14 protein-coding genes are annotated in these 15,651 nt (G+C 56.6%); 8 read left to right on the top strand and 6 right to left on the bottom strand.

All coding sequences use genetic code 11. From position 1 onward, the window contains the following. Positions 1–53 precede the first annotated feature (53 nt). The 4 genes from LOS15_RS01350 to LOS15_RS01365 all read left to right on the top strand — a co-directional run bounded on the left by LOS15_RS01350 (position 54) and on the right by LOS15_RS01365 (position 4,035). Positions 54–1,547, top strand: a complete 1,494-nt coding sequence (locus LOS15_RS01350) for a protein adenylyltransferase SelO (RefSeq protein WP_263067599.1) — start codon at positions 54–56, stop codon at positions 1,545–1,547. Between the two features lie 235 nt (positions 1,548–1,782). Then, complete coding sequence (gene dinB / locus LOS15_RS01355; protein ID WP_263067601.1) at positions 1,783–2,829, top strand: DNA polymerase IV; 1,047 nt, start codon at positions 1,783–1,785, stop codon at positions 2,827–2,829. 104 nt (positions 2,830–2,933) lie between these two features. Then, positions 2,934–3,743, top strand: a complete 810-nt coding sequence (locus tag LOS15_RS01360) for an alpha/beta fold hydrolase (protein WP_263067602.1) — start codon at positions 2,934–2,936, stop codon at positions 3,741–3,743. Positions 3,744–3,786: 43 nt separating this feature from the next. Next, positions 3,787–4,035 (top strand): thiamine-binding protein, encoded by a 249-nt coding sequence (locus LOS15_RS01365; RefSeq protein WP_263067603.1) that lies wholly within the window; start codon positions 3,787–3,789, stop codon positions 4,033–4,035. 49 nt (positions 4,036–4,084) lie between these two features. Here LOS15_RS01365 and gabT read toward each other — a convergent pair whose 3' ends face one another. The 6 genes from gabT to csiR form a co-directional block, all read right to left on the bottom strand. Then, positions 4,085–5,359 carry a 4-aminobutyrate--2-oxoglutarate transaminase gene (gene gabT / locus LOS15_RS01370; protein ID WP_263067604.1) on the bottom strand — a complete coding sequence of 425 codons (1,275 nt, stop codon included), beginning with the start codon at positions 5,357–5,359 and terminating at the stop codon, positions 4,085–4,087. A gap of 68 nt (positions 5,360–5,427) precedes the next feature. After that, the gene (locus LOS15_RS01375; protein WP_263067606.1) at positions 5,428–6,366 is read right to left on the bottom strand and encodes a sensor domain-containing diguanylate cyclase; all 939 of its coding nucleotides are present in this window, start codon (positions 6,364–6,366) and stop codon (positions 5,428–5,430) included. Continuing rightward, positions 6,353–7,159 carry an EAL domain-containing protein gene (locus LOS15_RS01380; protein ID WP_263067607.1) on the bottom strand — a complete coding sequence of 269 codons (807 nt, stop codon included), beginning with the start codon at positions 7,157–7,159 and terminating at the stop codon, positions 6,353–6,355. The genes LOS15_RS01375 and LOS15_RS01380 overlap by 14 nt, the downstream gene beginning before the upstream one ends. 231 nt (positions 7,160–7,390) lie before the next feature. Then, on the bottom strand, positions 7,391–8,605 hold the full coding sequence (locus LOS15_RS01385) for a CaiB/BaiF CoA transferase family protein (protein ID WP_263067608.1): 1,215 nt from the start codon (positions 8,603–8,605) through the stop codon (positions 7,391–7,393). A gap of 42 nt (positions 8,606–8,647) precedes the next feature. Next, positions 8,648–9,826: an acyl-CoA dehydrogenase gene (locus tag LOS15_RS01390; RefSeq protein ID WP_263067609.1), complete on the bottom strand. Its 1,179-nt coding sequence runs from the start codon at positions 9,824–9,826 to the stop codon at positions 8,648–8,650. 84 nt (positions 9,827–9,910) lie between these two features. After that, complete coding sequence (gene csiR / locus LOS15_RS01395) at positions 9,911–10,600, bottom strand: DNA-binding transcriptional regulator CsiR (RefSeq protein ID WP_263067610.1); 690 nt, start codon at positions 10,598–10,600, stop codon at positions 9,911–9,913. Between the two features lie 112 nt (positions 10,601–10,712). Here csiR and lhgO point away from each other — a divergent pair, with 112 nt between their 5' ends. The 4 genes from lhgO (at position 10,713) to LOS15_RS01415 (ending at position 15,608) form a co-directional block, all read left to right on the top strand. Beyond that, positions 10,713–11,909, top strand: a complete 1,197-nt coding sequence (gene lhgO, locus LOS15_RS01400) for an L-2-hydroxyglutarate oxidase (protein ID WP_263067611.1) — start codon at positions 10,713–10,715, stop codon at positions 11,907–11,909. Positions 11,910–12,057: 148 nt separating this feature from the next. Further along, on the top strand, positions 12,058–13,017 hold the full coding sequence (locus LOS15_RS01405; protein ID WP_263067612.1) for a TAXI family TRAP transporter solute-binding subunit: 960 nt from the start codon (positions 12,058–12,060) through the stop codon (positions 13,015–13,017). Between the two features lie 24 nt (positions 13,018–13,041). Continuing rightward, the gene (locus tag LOS15_RS01410; RefSeq protein ID WP_263067613.1) at positions 13,042–13,557 is read left to right on the top strand and encodes a DUF1850 domain-containing protein; all 516 of its coding nucleotides are present in this window, start codon (positions 13,042–13,044) and stop codon (positions 13,555–13,557) included. 32 nt (positions 13,558–13,589) lie between these two features. Then, positions 13,590–15,608, top strand: coding sequence for a TRAP transporter permease (locus LOS15_RS01415; RefSeq protein WP_263067614.1), 2,019 nt, complete (start codon positions 13,590–13,592; stop codon positions 15,606–15,608). Positions 15,609–15,651: the final 43 nt, after the last annotated feature.

Below are 15,651 nucleotides of genomic sequence, written 5' to 3' on the forward strand. Positions count from 1 at the left end.
GAGTAAAATGCTAGGGTATTACCTAGGCTATTAAATGAAAAGCGGAGTTGCCCGTGCTGACCTTCGAACACCAGTTTGCCACGCTGCCAGAACCCTTGTGGGCCGCTTGCCAGCCCACGCCTGTGGTCCATCCCAGCCTGATCGCGTTTAACGACGCCCTGGCCGCGCAGCTAGGCATGCAAACGCGGCCCGATGATGACACGCTGGCCCAGTGGTTCAGCGGTAACCAGCTGCCGCCCGGGGCCGAGCCTAAAGCGTTGGGCTACGCCGGCCATCAGTTTGGTAACTTTGTGCCCCAGCTAGGTGATGGCCGCGCGCTGCTGTTAGGCGAAGTGGTCGATCAGAGCGGTTTACGGCGCGATGTGCAGCTAAAAGGCAGCGGCCGCACGCCGTTCTCTCGCGGTGGCGATGGCCGCTCGCCCCTTGGCCCGGTGCTGCGGGAATATCTGGTGAGTGAATTTATGGCCGCCGTGGGCGTACCCACCACTCGCGCCCTGGCTGCCGTCGCCACCGGCGAGCGGGTTAATCGGCAGTTACCTGAGCCTGGAGCGGTATTTACCCGCGTGGCGAGCAGCCATATTCGCGTGGGCACGTTCCAGTTTGCTGCCGTTCGCCGTGATGAAAGCGCGCTCAAAGCGCTGGCCGATCATGTGATTGCCCGCCATTACCCAGAAGCGGCCAATGCCGAAGACCCGTACCTTGCGCTGTTAGAAGCCGTTACCGCCCGCCAAGCGGCGCTTGTGGCGCGCTGGATGAGCCTGGGCTTTATTCACGGCGTGATGAACACCGACAACTGCAGCATTGCCGGTGAAACCATCGATTACGGTCCCTGCGCGTTTATGGAGCAGTTTGACCCGCAAAAGGTGTTTAGCTCCATTGATCAGGGTAAACGCTATGCTTTTGATAACCAGCCTGCGATTGCCCAGTGGAATCTAGCCCGCTTTGCCGAAACCCTGCTGCCGCTGATGCGTGAAGAGGGCGATGCGGTGGTTGAGCAGGCGACTGAGATCATCCGTGGCTTTACCGCCTGCTTTAGCGCCGAACAGCGCCGCCTGCACGCCAATAAGCTGGGCCTCGCCTCAGAAAGTGACCGTGCCGCGCCGCTGATGGAAGCGCTGGAAATCCAGATGCACCAAGGCCGCATGGACATGACCGCCACCTTTGATGCGCTGACGCACTATACCAAAGAGCTTGGTGCCAAAGCCCTGGAAACGGATACGTCAGAGCAGCCCCAAAAAGAGGCGCTGCTGGCGCTGACCACTCAGCCAGACGGCCTGGCCGCTTGGCTGGCTGACTGGGAGAGCGCCCAGCAAGCGAGCCAGCAGAGTGAACGCCTGGAGGCCATGCGCCGCGCCAATCCGGTGGTGATTCCTCGTAACCATCGCATTCAAGAGGTGATTGGCGCGGCGGTAGAAGGCGATTTTGCGCCTTTCCACGCACTGCTCGCGGCGGTCACACAGCCCTTCGATGAATCCGAAGAAGCGCGCCGCCTAGCCGCCCCGGCCACAGAAAACGAGCAGGTGTTGCGCACCTTTTGTGGAACGTGATTTAAATCAGCGGGTATGGGCGGAAAACCCGTAGCGGGGGTCTTTCGCCAGGGCCGGAATAACGTTCCCTACTATTCCGGCATTTCCACCATCCATGGTGGTCAGATGGCGAAAGTAGCGTCCAGGGAGGGGTTCACAGCGCCCCCGCCTAGGGTTTTGCTGCGCATCAGCGCTGTAGCATACCCTGTGATAAACTGTGCTTTTTTACAGGTAAAGGCGGAGGCAAGGTCGGCCTGTGCGCAAAATTATCCACTGCGACTGTGACTGCTTCTATGCGGCGGTAGAGATGCGCGATAACCCCGCGTTAACCGATATCCCCATTGCTATTGGCGGCAGTGTGGAGCAGCGCGGGGTGGTCGCCACTTGTAACTACCCGGCGCGCAAGTTCGGCATTCACTCCGCCATGCCCATGGCCCAGGCGCTCAAACGCTGCCCCCACCTCACGGTGATTCGTGGAGATATGTCGAAGTACAAAGCCGTGGCCCGCCAAGTGTTTGCCATCTACCGCGATGTGACCGAACTGATCGAGCCGCTCTCGCTGGATGAAGCCTTTTTGGATGTCTCGGAGGTCACACTGCACCACGGCAGTGCTACCCGCATGGCCGAAGCCATTCGTCAGCGGGTGAGGCAGGAAGTGGGCATCACCGTCTCGGCGGGCGTGGCACCCAACAAGTTTCTCGCCAAAATCGCCAGCGACTGGCGCAAGCCCGATGGATTGTTTGTGATCACGCCAGACGATATCGATGCTTTTGTGCAGCAACTGCCGGTGAAAAAAATCCACGGGGTAGGGCCGCGCACCGCTGAAAAACTCGCGGAGCTAGGCATTCAGACCGGTGCGGATCTGCGCGCCCGGCCGCTTACCGAGCTGGTGGAGCGCTTTGGCCGCTTCGGTCATCGCCTGCATGAGCTCAGCCACGGCCGAGATGAGCGCCCGGTCAAAACCCACCGCGAGCGCAAGTCGATTAGCACCGAGCAAACCTACTCCCAAGATTTACCCACCCTGGAAGCCTGCCGACGACAGCTCCCTGAGCTGATTAGCGATTTAGAACGCCGCTACGCTCGCCTAGACCCGGCCCCCGCCGTGCGAGGGGTAATGGTCAAGGTGAAGTTCAACGACTTCACCCAAACCACCGTTGAACACGCCGACCCCGCGCCTAACCTGGAGCAGTTTGAAACCTTACTGAACGTGGGCTGGGCCAGAGGCGAGCGCCCCGTGCGCTTGTTAGGAGTGGGCTACCGTTTGGCGGAAGAGACCGCCGCCCAGCAACTCTCGCTATTTTAATTAGTCGGTTAATTCTTGAGTGGATTGACGGCTATCCATCGGCGAGTTAAAACAGACGTATGATAGATAGCGCCTCTTCCCGTTAGCCGACCCGTGAGCCTGCCATGCCTGCCGATGCCACCCATCAACGCCCCCGTTTAGTGTTTGCCCATGCCAACGGCTTCCCAGGCTTAAGCTACCGCAGCCTGTTAGACCCGCTGGCAGCATCGTTTGATTTACACCCGCTAGACCGTTTGGGTCACCACCCGGATTACCCGGTGAATCACAACTGGGGCAACTTGGTGGACGAACTACTGAGCTACCTACCGGATACCGACGCACCGCTGCTGGGTGTGGGGCATTCGCTGGGCGGCACGTTGATGGCCATGGCCGCTGATAAGCAGCCAAAACGCTTTTGTGGCGTGATTATGCTCGATCCGCCGCTGATGCTGGGGCCGGATGCCTGGGCGATGAAAGCAGCCAAACGGTTTGGGTTTATGGATCGCATTACGCCGGCAGGCAAAACCAAAGGACGGCGCAGCGTATGGCCTAGCCGTGAGGCCATGGCGACCTCGCTGCGCCGCCGTGGACTATTTCGTCGCTTTACCCCCGAGGCACTAAACGACTACATTGAAGCAGGTACGCGCCTGTTGGACGATGGTAGCGCTGAGCTAACCTTTGACCCGAGAATCGAGCTGGAAATTTTCCGCCACTTACCGGATCACCTATCCAGCCTGCCGCAGCGTGTAGGCGTCCCCATTCAGCTGGTGGCGGGGCAGCAGTCTCATTTGATGACGTCTTCTCGGCTCAAGCGCATCGCCCGTCGTGGGCTTCCGGTGAGTATGGTACCTGGCACACACATGTTTCCGATGGAGCACCCGGACGAGACGCGCACGGCGATTTTGGCCGCGTGGCAGCAGTTTCAAACCGCGTAGACCGTGACCAATATCCTTTGGAAAATAGAGAGAGGGGAGCGATATGTATCTTTCCGTACAGCTAAGCTACTACCCGCTGGCAGATGATTTTAAGCCGGTAGTTAAAGAGGTGGTAAAACGTTTGGAAGCCACAGGATTAGAGGTTCATCCGAATCGAATGAGTACCCAAGTATTTGGTGAATTCGATGATGTGATGGCGGCACTGAGCGACGTGATGAAGTGGTCATTTGAGACGCATGGCAAAGCTGTGTTTACCGCTAATTTCTTGGAGGGCGATCGACGGCCGCGTTAATCTAAAACGCCGCCCGTTGGGGCGGCGTCTTGCTAGGTGTGAACAGCGCTTAGATGAGCGATTCCAGGCAGGATTCAATAATATCCAGGCCTTCGTTCAGCACGTCGTCTTCGATGGTGACCGGCATCAAGAAACGGATGGTGTTGCCGTACATACCGCAAGAGAGCAGGATCAGGCCTTCTTCTCGGGCTTTTTTGCACAGCGCTGCAGCTAGTTCCGGATTCGGCGTGCGGTCGGTTTTGTTGCTCACCAGTTCGAATGCCGCCATGGCGCCCATGTTGCGCACATGGTCGATACAATCAAACTTGCCTTGCCAGTCGTTAAAGCGGGCCGCCAGCTTCTCACCCAGTGCCTGACTCTTCTCGAGAATGTTCTCCTCTTCGAAGACTTCCATTACCGCTAGTGCGGCCGCACAGGCGGTGGGACTGCCGGTGTAGGTGCCGCCCAGGGAGTTAGGGCCAGAGGCATCCATGACTTTATCGGTGCCGACGATGGCTGAGATGGGCATGCCGTCGGCCATACTCTTGGCCATAGTCATCATGTCCGGCTCTACGCCGCTATGCTCGATGGCGAACATCTTACCGGTACGGCCAAAGCCAGACTGCACTTCGTCGATGATCATCAGCATGCCGTGTTCATCGCAAATTTCGCGGATCTTCTCTAGGAAGCTCTTGGACGCAGGATAAAAACCACCTTCCCCTAGCACCGGCTCCAATACAATAGCCGCGGTGTCTTTTGGGTTGGCGTCGGTTTTCAGGGTCATTTTCAGACCACGAATGGCTTCGTCTTCGCTCACCCCGTGGTAAGGCACTGGGTAGGGCGCACGAAAAACGGTACCCGGCATCGGACCGAAATCGGTTTGATAGGGGGCTACCTTGCCGTTCATAGCCATGGTGTAGAAGGTGCGGCCATGGTAGCCGCCATCAAAGCAGATAACGTTCGAGCGGCCGGTGGCGGCACGGGCAATCTTCACCGCGTTTTCGAGCGCTTCGGCACCGGAGTTGGCTAGCATCACCTTGGCGTGGCCACGCACAGGAACGATATGGCTCAGCTTTTCAGCCACTTTGACGTAGCCTTCGTAAGGCATGACCGTTTGGCAGGTGTGCATGACCTTGTCCAGCTGGGCTTTCACAGCAGCCACAACTTTTGGGTGACGATGGCCAACGTTTAACACACCGATACCGCCCGCGAAGTCGATGAAGCGGTTGCCGTCGGCGTCCCAGATCTCAGCGTTTTCGGCGCGGTCCGCAAAAGCGGTAGCGGGGCTGGCTGCGCCCGCCGCGACGTATTTGTGCTTTAGTTCGTTTAGCTCGGCATTGCTCATGGCTCGCTCCTATTGGTATAGGTAATGGGGACAGGTTGTCGTTTTAGCATAGTGTGAAATACGTGTTATCACATGGCTGACGATGCAATAACGACACGATTGCGCCCTGCCGTTTTAGCTTGATACATCGCTTTATCAGCACGATCAAGCATTCGGGTACTGGATGCTTCAACATAACATGCAATGCCCGCTGATAGCGTGACAGTCAATTTATGCTCTGTACACGGTGATTCAGCGACACATTGTCGAATACGCTCAACGGCTGTATGTGCAGCTTGAGCGCTAACCTCTGGCATGATGATGAGGAACTCCTCTCCACCCAGCCGGACTTGCAGATCCGTCGCACGAAGCTGGGCGTTGACGGTGGCCGTGACTTCTTGGAGCACAGCGTCGCCTGTCGCGTGACCATAAGTGTCATTGATCGCTTTGAAGTCATCCAGGTCAAACATGGCAATACTGAGCTCTCCTCCGTAGCGTTCGCAGCGCTCCAGCTCTTCCTCAAGACGCTTCAGTCCTTGCCGCCGGTTTACAAGCCCAGTCAGTTCATCGTGATTGGCCATATATATCAAGCGCTCGTTGGCTTGCGTTAAACGCTCTTCAAGCCGCTTGCGCTGGGTAATATCAATAATAAAGGTGACTTTTCTTGGTTTGTCGTCATCGCCAATAATGCGCGCAGCTTCGGCAATAATGGTGCGTGTTTCGCCGTTTTTACAGCGCACTTCCCACTCTTGGCGAAGTTCATGGGTGTCGTTGCCTTGAATGAATTCATCGTGTAATGCTGCCATTTGCTGGCGGTAGGCGGCGGGCACGACTAGCGTAAAGTGATAGCCGATAAGCTCCTCTTCACGATAGCCATAAAATTGGCAGTAGGCGGGATTGACCATTTCAAAGCGCCCGTTTGGATCGGTAATACAGATTCCCAAGGGAGCTTTTTTAATCACGTTTTCAGTATTTTTCTTAGAGCGATTGAAAAGTGCAAAGAGATGCTCAGTGCTAATGGCGGTCATCCAGTGCTCCTGCAGCCTGTACCTCTGCTCTTAACTCCAGTAGGAGCGGAGTAAGGTGGTTGCCCAAGGAATTGATGGCCGGTTTGGCAAAAAAGAAGCCTTGCTGACGCATAATTCCTGCGTTTGCTAACCATAGCGCTTCTGCGCGAGTTTCCACTCCTTCGGCGATCAATGTGGTATTCAGCTCTTTTGCGAGCAGAACAATGGCATTGAGTAGGGCTTGACGCCGTGGTTCATGATCGCAGTTCATCACCAGTTCACGGTCGATTTTTAGTTTATCTGGCGTGAGGTCAGTCAGAAGATCTAGGTTGGCGTAGCCGTTGCCGAAGTCGTCCAGGGCAGTTTTAAACCCCATCGAGCGATACGCATCGATGATGTTGCGTAAATGTTGCCGGTCGCGCACTTTCTCGGTTTCAGTGATTTCAAAAATCAACCTGTCAGTGGGCCAGCCTACGCGCTCTGACACCTCTAGTGTGGCTTGAATACAGGCTTCTGGCTCATAAACAGCATTGGGCAGGAAGTTGATGGAAAGATCCGTCTGCATGTTGAGCGCGCTTGCCATTTCAATCGCTTTGACACGGCAGGCTTGGTCAAAACGGTAGAGCAACTCGTCAGTGACCTGGGAGATAACGCTCCAGGCGGACTCGCCGTTGATGCCGCGCACAAGGGCTTCATGGGTGACCACTTTTGCAAGTGAGATATCCACGATAGGTTGAAACGCCATGGTGAACTCGAAAGGCAGCTCGCCTTCGCAGCGTTTGCACACTCCATTAACCCGTGCACAGTTAGCCATAATGTCTCCTTTTTATGACGCTCAGTAATTTTGGGGTGCAAGCTCTTGCTACTGACACTGGTCGATTAGCGTGAGTTTAGTGGATTTGCTTAATACCTTTAGTCTAGTCGCTTGTGAACGTGTTGTACATGTATTGTATAGAATTCGAATAAAATGATATGGCAACAAAAAGGCGCCCATTGGGCGCCTTTCAAGAGAGCTTTTCAAGATGGCTTTTCAATCAGGGGAGCGTTAAATAATCCCCGCCTTTCTTAGCGCTTGGCGCTGCTCGAGGGTAATGCCGACCTCCTCCAGGACACGTTCGGTGTGCTCGCCCAAGTAGGGGGGCGCAGTCGTCGCACTCATGGATTCGCCGTTAATACGGATCGGATTAGCTACTAGGTCTACCTGGCCTGCTTGGCTGTGCGGTAGCGTTTGTTTGAGGCCACGGGCCTTCACATGAGGGTCGTCAAAGACGCGATCCAGGGTATTGATTGGCCCGCAGGGGACGCCCACTGCTTCAAAGGCCGACAGCCAGGTGTCGGTAGGCTGTGAAGCTAGCGCCAGTTCGAGCAGCGGCACTAAGGTGTCGCGATGCTGTACACGGCTACCGTTGGTGGCAAAGCGCTCATCTGAAGCAAGCTGCGGTTGATCAATCACCTGACAGAAGCGTTTGAACTGCTCGTCGTTACCCACCGCCACAATCATATGGCCGTCTGCCGTGGCAAACGCTTGGTAGGGCACGATGTTGGGGTGGGCATTGCCTAGCCGCTGCGGCACGTGGCCAGAGGTCAGGTAGTTCAGCGCCTGATTGGCGAGGACGCCCACCTGCACATCCATCAGCGCCAAATCGATATGGCAGCCTTCGCCCGTGTCGCGGCGCTGGTAGAGCGCTGCCAGCACTGCGTTGGCAGCGTATAAACCGGTAAAAATGTCGGTAAACGCCACGCCGCTTTTGACCGGGCCGCCGCCGGGTTCGCCGTCCGGCTTGCCGGTCAGGCTCATAATCCCGCCCATGGCCTGAATCATAAAGTCGTAGCCCGCCCGGTGGGCGTAGGGGCTTTCTTGGCCAAAGCCGGTAATGGAGCAGTATATAATACCGGGATGAATCGCCTTTAAGCTGGCGTAATCCAGGCCGTACTTCTTTAGCCCACCGACTTTGAAGTTCTCCAGCACCACATCCGATTGAGCAGCGAGCTGTTTAATCAGCGCCTGGCCTTCGGGTTTGGCCATGTCCACCGTCACCGAGCGCTTACCGCGGTTTGCACACAGGTAATACGCTGATTCCGTGCTGCCGGAGAGCCACGGAGGCCCCCAGTGGCGCGTATCATCGCCGCTTTGGGGGCGCTCGATTTTGATCACCTCGGCACCCATATCGGCCAGCATCTGCCCGCACCAGGGGCCTGCCAGTACGCGAGAAATATCGAGTACTTTAATGCCTGCCAGGGGCTTTGCGGCTGTGCTCATTGGGTGCCTCGCGCTTAGTTGGTATAGCTTTGTTGATATAGCTTAGAAGAATGACTGAATGCCGGTCTGTGCGCGGCCCAGAATCAGGGCGTGCACATCGTGGGTACCTTCGTAGGTATTCACGGACTCCAGGTTCACCATATGACGAATCACGCCGTACTCATCAGACACGCCGTTACCGCCGTGCATATCGCGGGAGACGCGAGCGATATCCAGCGCTTTACCGCAGTTGTTGCGCTTGATCAGCGAGATCATTTCCGGGGCCCAGTTGTCGCTGTCCATCAGGCGGCCCACCTGCAGGGCAGCTTGCAGGCCCAGGGTGATTTCCGTCTGCATATCGGCGAGCTTTTTCTGGATCAGCTGGTTGGCGGCCAGCGGGCGGCCAAACTGCTTGCGGTCTAGGGTGTACTGACGTGCGGCGTGCCAGCAGAATTCAGCGGTGCCCATCACGCCCCAAGCAATGCCGTAGCGCGCTTTGTTCAAGCAGCCGAAGGGGCCTTTCAAGCCACTGACGTTAGGCAGCAGGTTCTCTTCAGGAACGAAGGCATTGTCCAGCACGATTTCGCCGGTGATGGAGGCTCGCAGCGATACTTTGCCTTCGATTTTTGGGGTAGAGAAGCCTTCGGTGCCGCGCTCAACAATAAAGCCTTTGATCTGGTTATCGTGAGCGGCGGATTTCGCCCATACCACGGCAATATCGGCAATCGGGCTGTTGGTGATCCACATCTTCGCGCCGGTCAGGCGGTAGCCGCCATCGACTTTTTCTGCGCGGGTGATCATGGAGCCCGGGTCGGAGCCATGGTCGGGTTCGGTCAGGCCAAAGCAACCCACCATCTCGCCGCTGGCAAGCTTAGGTAGGTATTTATGCTTCTGCTCTTCAGAGCCGTAGGCTTCAATGGGGTACATCACCAGCGACGACTGCACGCTCATGGCAGAGCGGTAGCCGGAATCGACACGCTCTACTTCGCGGGCAATCAGGCCGTAGGCCACGTGATTCACGCCTGCGCCGCCGTACTCCGAGGAAACCGTCGCGCCTAGCAAGCCCAGTTCACCCATCTCCGACATGATGTCGCGGTCAAAACGCTCTTCACGGAACGCGCTGAGCACGCGTGGCTGCAGGTTTTCCTGGCAGTAGTCGTGAGCCGCATCGCGGATCTGGCGCTCTTCGTCGGTGAGTTGGCTTTCCAGCAGTAGCGGGTCGTCCCAGTTAAAGCGTGTCATGGCGTGAACTCCGAATAGTGATCTTGTTGAGTCCAATGTATCGCCGTTATTTAAAAATATCTACATTTTTTTAAAACGCAGAATTTAACGGATGCCACGGGCTTGAAGTACCCGAGTAATGATCGGCACCGGCGTCATTAGGTGGTCACGCATCAGGTTGGCGGCTTGCTCAGCATTTCGCGCCAGAATTACGTCTACCAGTGCGGCATGCTCTTGGCGTTTGGTTTCAAGGGCTTGGGGCGACATGACGGTCTCTTGCAGCCATAAGTGGCGGTAGCGCTCTACCTGATCAAACAGGGTGTCGCGCATTTGCAGCAGGTGCGGCGAGTTACAGCCACTGGCGATGGCGGTGTGAAATGCTTTGTGGCGTAAATCCCAGCCGTCCAGCAACTCATCGGGGGAGCTAACCTCGGTCACCTTGGCTAAGCGGTGAGCGGTCGCCAGCACGTTGGCTTCCCAATCGTCATCGCCGCGCTCAATCGCCAAGCGTAAAATCAGCCCTTCTAACTGGGCGCGGGCATCGTAAATATCGTTTAGCTCGGCCAGGGACATCGCGGCCACCCGATAACCGCGCTGGCTAATTGCTACTACTAAACGGTCGGCCACCAGTTGGGAAAGCGCTTCGCGTAGCGGTCCTGTGCTTACTCCGTAATACTCTTTTAAGCGGCTCATCAAAAGCTTCTCTTCAGGCGCATAGCGGCCGCGAATGATGTCGTGCTTTAGCGCGTGGTAGGCGCTAATCGCGAGGTTTTGGCGCGGCGCATCGTGCTCCATAAGAACTCCTTAGACCCATCTAGGGGTAGACCAATGTCGGGGCGTGGCGGTCAACGTTGAATAACGGCTATTATCAATAAATTTTAAAAATTTGGCACAGGTAACGACATTTATGTGGGATTTCATCATTGTGGGCGGCGGCATACTGGGGTTTTCCACCGCGATGCAGCTGCAAAAAGCCTACCCGGATAAGCGCCTGCTGGTCATCGAGAAAGAGGCGGGGGCGGCGCAGCACCAAACTGGCCACAACAGCGGGGTGATTCACGCGGGGGTGTACTACACGCCGGGTAGCCTGAAAGCGAAGTTTTGCCAGGAAGGCAACCGCGCCACGCGTGAGTTCTGTGACCAGCACGGCGTGAATTACGACATCTGCGGCAAACTGTTAGTCGCCACCAACGCGCTTGAAAAACAGCGCATGGAGGCGTTGTGGGAGCGCACTGCCGCTAACGGCCTGGAGCGTGAGTGGCTAGAGGCCGATGCGCTCAAGGAGCGCGAGCCCAACATCACCGGTGTGGCGGGCATTTTCGTGCCTTCTAGCGGCATTGTAAATTACGCCGAGGTGACTCGCGCCATGGCGGCAGAGTTTACGCGCCTCGGCGGTGAGATCCGCTTTAACCACTGTGTCACCGGCCTCGAAGAGCGTGCCGATGAGGTGGTGGTGACGACTCAGCAGGAAACGTTTACCGGCCGCTATTTGGTCTCTTGTTCGGGCTTAATGGCGGACCGGGTCATTCGTATGCTGGGCAAAGACCCGGGCTTTATGATCTGCCCCTTCCGTGGTGAGTACTACCTGCTGCCCGAGCGCCATAACCAGATCGTGAACCACTTGATTTACCCGATTCCTGACCCTGCTATGCCGTTTTTAGGGGTGCACCTTACCCGCATGATTGACGGCACGGTGACCGTTGGCCCTAACGCGGTGCTGGCGCTGAAGCGCGAGGGTTACCGTAAGCAAGATATGTCGCTCAGCGATATGGGCCAGATGTTTACGCATCCTGGTATTTTGAAGGTGTTAGGTAAACACCTGAAACCAGGGCTGTTTGAGATGAAAAATTCGCTCTACAAGCGCGGTTATCTTGAGTTGGTGCGCAAGTACTGCCCCAGCTTAACGCTTGACGACCTAACGCCTTACCCGGCGGGTGTGCGTGCTCAGGCAGTCTCTAACGACGGCAAGTTGGTGGATGATTTTCTGTTTGTGAATACTAAGCGCACGGTGAATGTGGGCAACGCGCCTTCGCCTGCGGCGACCTCGGCACTGCCCATTGGTGCTCATATCGTGGAGCAAGTGAAGGCTCAGCTTGGCGAGTAATGTTGCTATTGGCATCAAACGCGCAAGCCGTGCTAACTTCTCTGCACCGCTTCTGCTTGCCGTTTACGACAGCGAGAAGCTGGGGCACTACACCTCCCTAATTCGTCAACCATACCTATAAGTCCAAGTAAGGACGGAGGAAACGCTCATGAGAACGCTAAAATACGCAGCGGCAGCATCCATGTTAGCCGTAGCACTGCCTGCCAGTGCGCAACAGCTTTCCATTGCTACCGGTGGTACCGGCGGCGTTTATTATCCGATCGGCGGTGGCTTTGCCGAGATGATCAACAATCATATTGAAGGTGCTCAGGCCACGGCCGAAGTGACCGGTGCGTCTGTCGAGAACATGGGTCTGATCATGCGCGGTGATGCTGACCTGGCGCTCGTATTGGCTGATACCGCCTATCAGGCCTATACCGGTACTGGGGATTTTGAAAGCCGTCAAATCGAGAATACCCGTGCGTTGGCCTCTGTGTACCCCAATGCTGTTCAGCTTGTTACGCTGGCGGAATCCGACATCCATACCATTGCAGACCTAGCCGGTAAGCGAGTTTCCGTGGGCGCACCGGGTAGCGGCACCGAGCTTAACGCTCGTGCGGTGCTGGAGGCGAATGGCGTCAGCTATGAAGACTTCACCCCTCAGCGTCTTAACTTTAACGAGACCGCCGATGCGATCCGTGATGGCGATATCGATGCCGGTTTCTGGAGCGTTGGGCCACCCACTAGTTCTATTCTGAACTTGGCAGCCACACGAGATATTCGCCTGATTGGCTTATCAGACGAAGAAATTGCCAACGCCCAGGAAACAGTAGAGGTTTTTGCTCCCTATGAGCTGGCCGCAGGCATGTACGATGGCATGGACGAAGCGGTGCAAACCATCGGTATTCCCAACGTGCTGGTCGTCAATGCGGATATGGATGAAGAGCTGGCCTACCAGCTAACCCAGCTGCTGTTTGAAAACACCGATGAGCTGATTGCCGTTCATCCGGCGGCCAACGACACTACCGTCGAGTTCACCATGAACTCCACGCCGGTGCCGCTACACCCGGGCGCGATTCGCTACTTCGAAGAAGTAGGCGCTGAGATTCCGGATCGTCTGCGTCAGTAAGCAGCGCGTGGAGGACTGTTCGCTATGCAGTGCCGAGCAATACGGCTAATAGCGCTCCTCTTGATATGTTTACCATTCGCCGAAGTGGGGGCTTCCTCCGCTTCGGCGTCTGCGTCTGGGCGGTTAACGGTGACCACTGAACAGGGCGATGCCCTAGTGGACGTGGTGGTACCTGAGGGCGGCCGGTGGTGTATCCAGTGGCAGCACTCAGTCGAGCACTTCACGGTGCTGGACTGTTACCGCAATGCAGGCGGCATCATGCAGCTAGAGCGTAGCCACCAGCCGGACTTTGCCGCCGGGCTTGGGCATATTGCGGGGCGTGGCGAGCAGGTATCCGATGGCGAGGGCGGCTACTGGATTAACGCGATCGACGAGCCGGTGGCGAACAATCGCTATGTGCTGCGGGTGGGGTCAGCGGCCGTGAACCACCGTGTGATCTGGCCTGATGGTGAGCATCCTATCGTGAGCTTAAGCCATAGGGTGGCCGGGCAGCGTGTGACTATTCAACTGACACCGCCTGACGCGATCCCGCGTAGATAAAAAACAAGCAAGACAACGCTTCCGAGGACTTCATGAGCGAATCCACGCCACCGCCGGTTGTAATGCCAGGCGGTAATGCGATTCAACCCCGCATGGTGCTGTGGTGTATCACCATTGTGGCGGTGGGACTTTCCTTGTTCCAACTTTACTCTGCCGGCATTCAGCCATTGGGGCTGTTTTATCAGCGTAGCATTCACTTAGCGCTGATTATGTTGCTGGCATTTCTTATGTTTCCGGCTTTCGGTCCAAAGCGAAAACGTGGCGTGCTTGGCTGGGGAATAGATTGCCTGTTCTTAGCGGGCGCACTGCTTACTGGCGGCTACTTAGTCCTTAACCTGGACGCGATTTTTAGCCGTGCTGGGTTCTGGAACGAGACGGATATTCTGGTCGCCTGTATTGCCACGGTAACCGTGTTAGAAGCCAGCCGGCGCGCGGTAGGTTTTGGCATGACGGTGATTGGTCTGCTGGCTATTATCTATGCCTTTGCAGGGCCGCGGGGGGAGCTGCCTTGGTTAGGCGAGTGGATGCCCGGTATTCTCTCGCATCGTGGTTACTCCCTTGACCGCGTAGCGGGGCAGCTCTACCTGGGCCAGGAGGGTATCTTTGGCCTGCCGTTAGGGGTGGCGGCGACGTATATCTTTATCTTTGTACTGTTTGGCGCGTTCCTAGAAAGCACCGGGGCGGGTAAATTCTTTATCGATATGGCCTACGCTGCTACCGGGCGCCAGCGCGGCGGCCCGGCGAAAGCCGCCGTATTAGCCTCGGCGGGAATGGGGTCGATTTCCGGTAGCGCCATTGCCAACGTAGTGACGACCGGCGCGTTTACTATCCCGCTGATGAAAAAGCTCGGTTATAAGCCAAAGCAGGCCGGGGGTATCGAAGCGGCCGCGTCTACCGGTGGGCAAATTATGCCGCCGCTAATGGGCGCTGGCGCGTTTTTGATTGCGGAATATACCAATACGCCTTACTTAGAGATCGTCAAAATCAGTATTCTTCCGGCGATCATGTACTTCGCGACGGTCTATCTCTTCGTGCACATCATTGCTTTGAAGCAAGGCATGCAGGGCTTGCCGAAAAGCGAGTTGCCGCAGATGCGCCAGGTCATGAAGGATGGCTGGCACTTTTTGCTACCGCTGGCGGTGTTGGTATGGCTTCTGGCGATGAATATGTCGCCCATGCGGGTGGGCTACTACGCGGTAGTGACCATGGTAGTAGTGGCGGTATTACGCTATGCCTTGTGGTACTTCTTTGTGGCCCCCCATCAGGGACAGCCAGTGACGTTTGAACGCACACAGGGCGTTGTATGGGCAGGCCTCGTCAAGTTAGTGCAAGGCCTAGAGCTAGGCGCACGCAATGCGGTGGCGGTCTCCATGGCCTGTGCGGTGGCGGGGATTATTGTTGGGGTTGTCGGCCTGACAGGGCTGGGGCTTAAGTTCTCCTCCATGATGCTGGCGTTCTCAGGCGGTAATTTGGTGCTGGCACTGGTCATGGTGCTGCTGGCAAGTTTAATTCTTGGCATGGGGCTGCCGGTCACCGCGAGCTACATTGTGTTGATTGTACTGGTCGGACCGGCGCTGACCGCTGAGTTTGGGGTGCCGCTATTGATTGCTCACTTGGTAGTCTTCTGGTACTCGCAGGATTCTAACGTGACGCCGCCCATCGCCTTGGCTGGCTTTGCTGGGGCGGCCATTGCGGGCAGTAAACCTATGGAGACCGGTTTCCAGGCGTGGAAATTTGCCAAAGGGCTCTATTTGATTCCGCTGTTTATGGTGTTCAACCCGGAAATCATTGTCGGCGGCCCGGTGCCTGTCGTGATTTGGAATGCGATTATCGCGATTCTTGCTCTGGGTGCCTTTGCGGCCTCTTTAGAGGGCTATCTCTTCACTAAAATGTCGCTGGTACCACGCTTGGCGATTGGCGCTGCTATCTTCGGTGTGTTCTACCCGAGCTTACTCACTGAGGTGGCGGGTGTCGCCGTCATGGTGGTGGCGATAGGGGCTAATTGGCTGGCAAGTAAGCGTGAGTCCCAGGCAACCCCCATGGCGGGTTAAGCGGCCCTAAAAACACCAACATGCTGACGTAAAAAAGCCCGGA

It is taken from the genome of Halomonas sp. 7T (assembly GCF_025643255.1).
Lineage (GTDB): Bacteria > Pseudomonadota > Gammaproteobacteria > Pseudomonadales > Halomonadaceae > Vreelandella.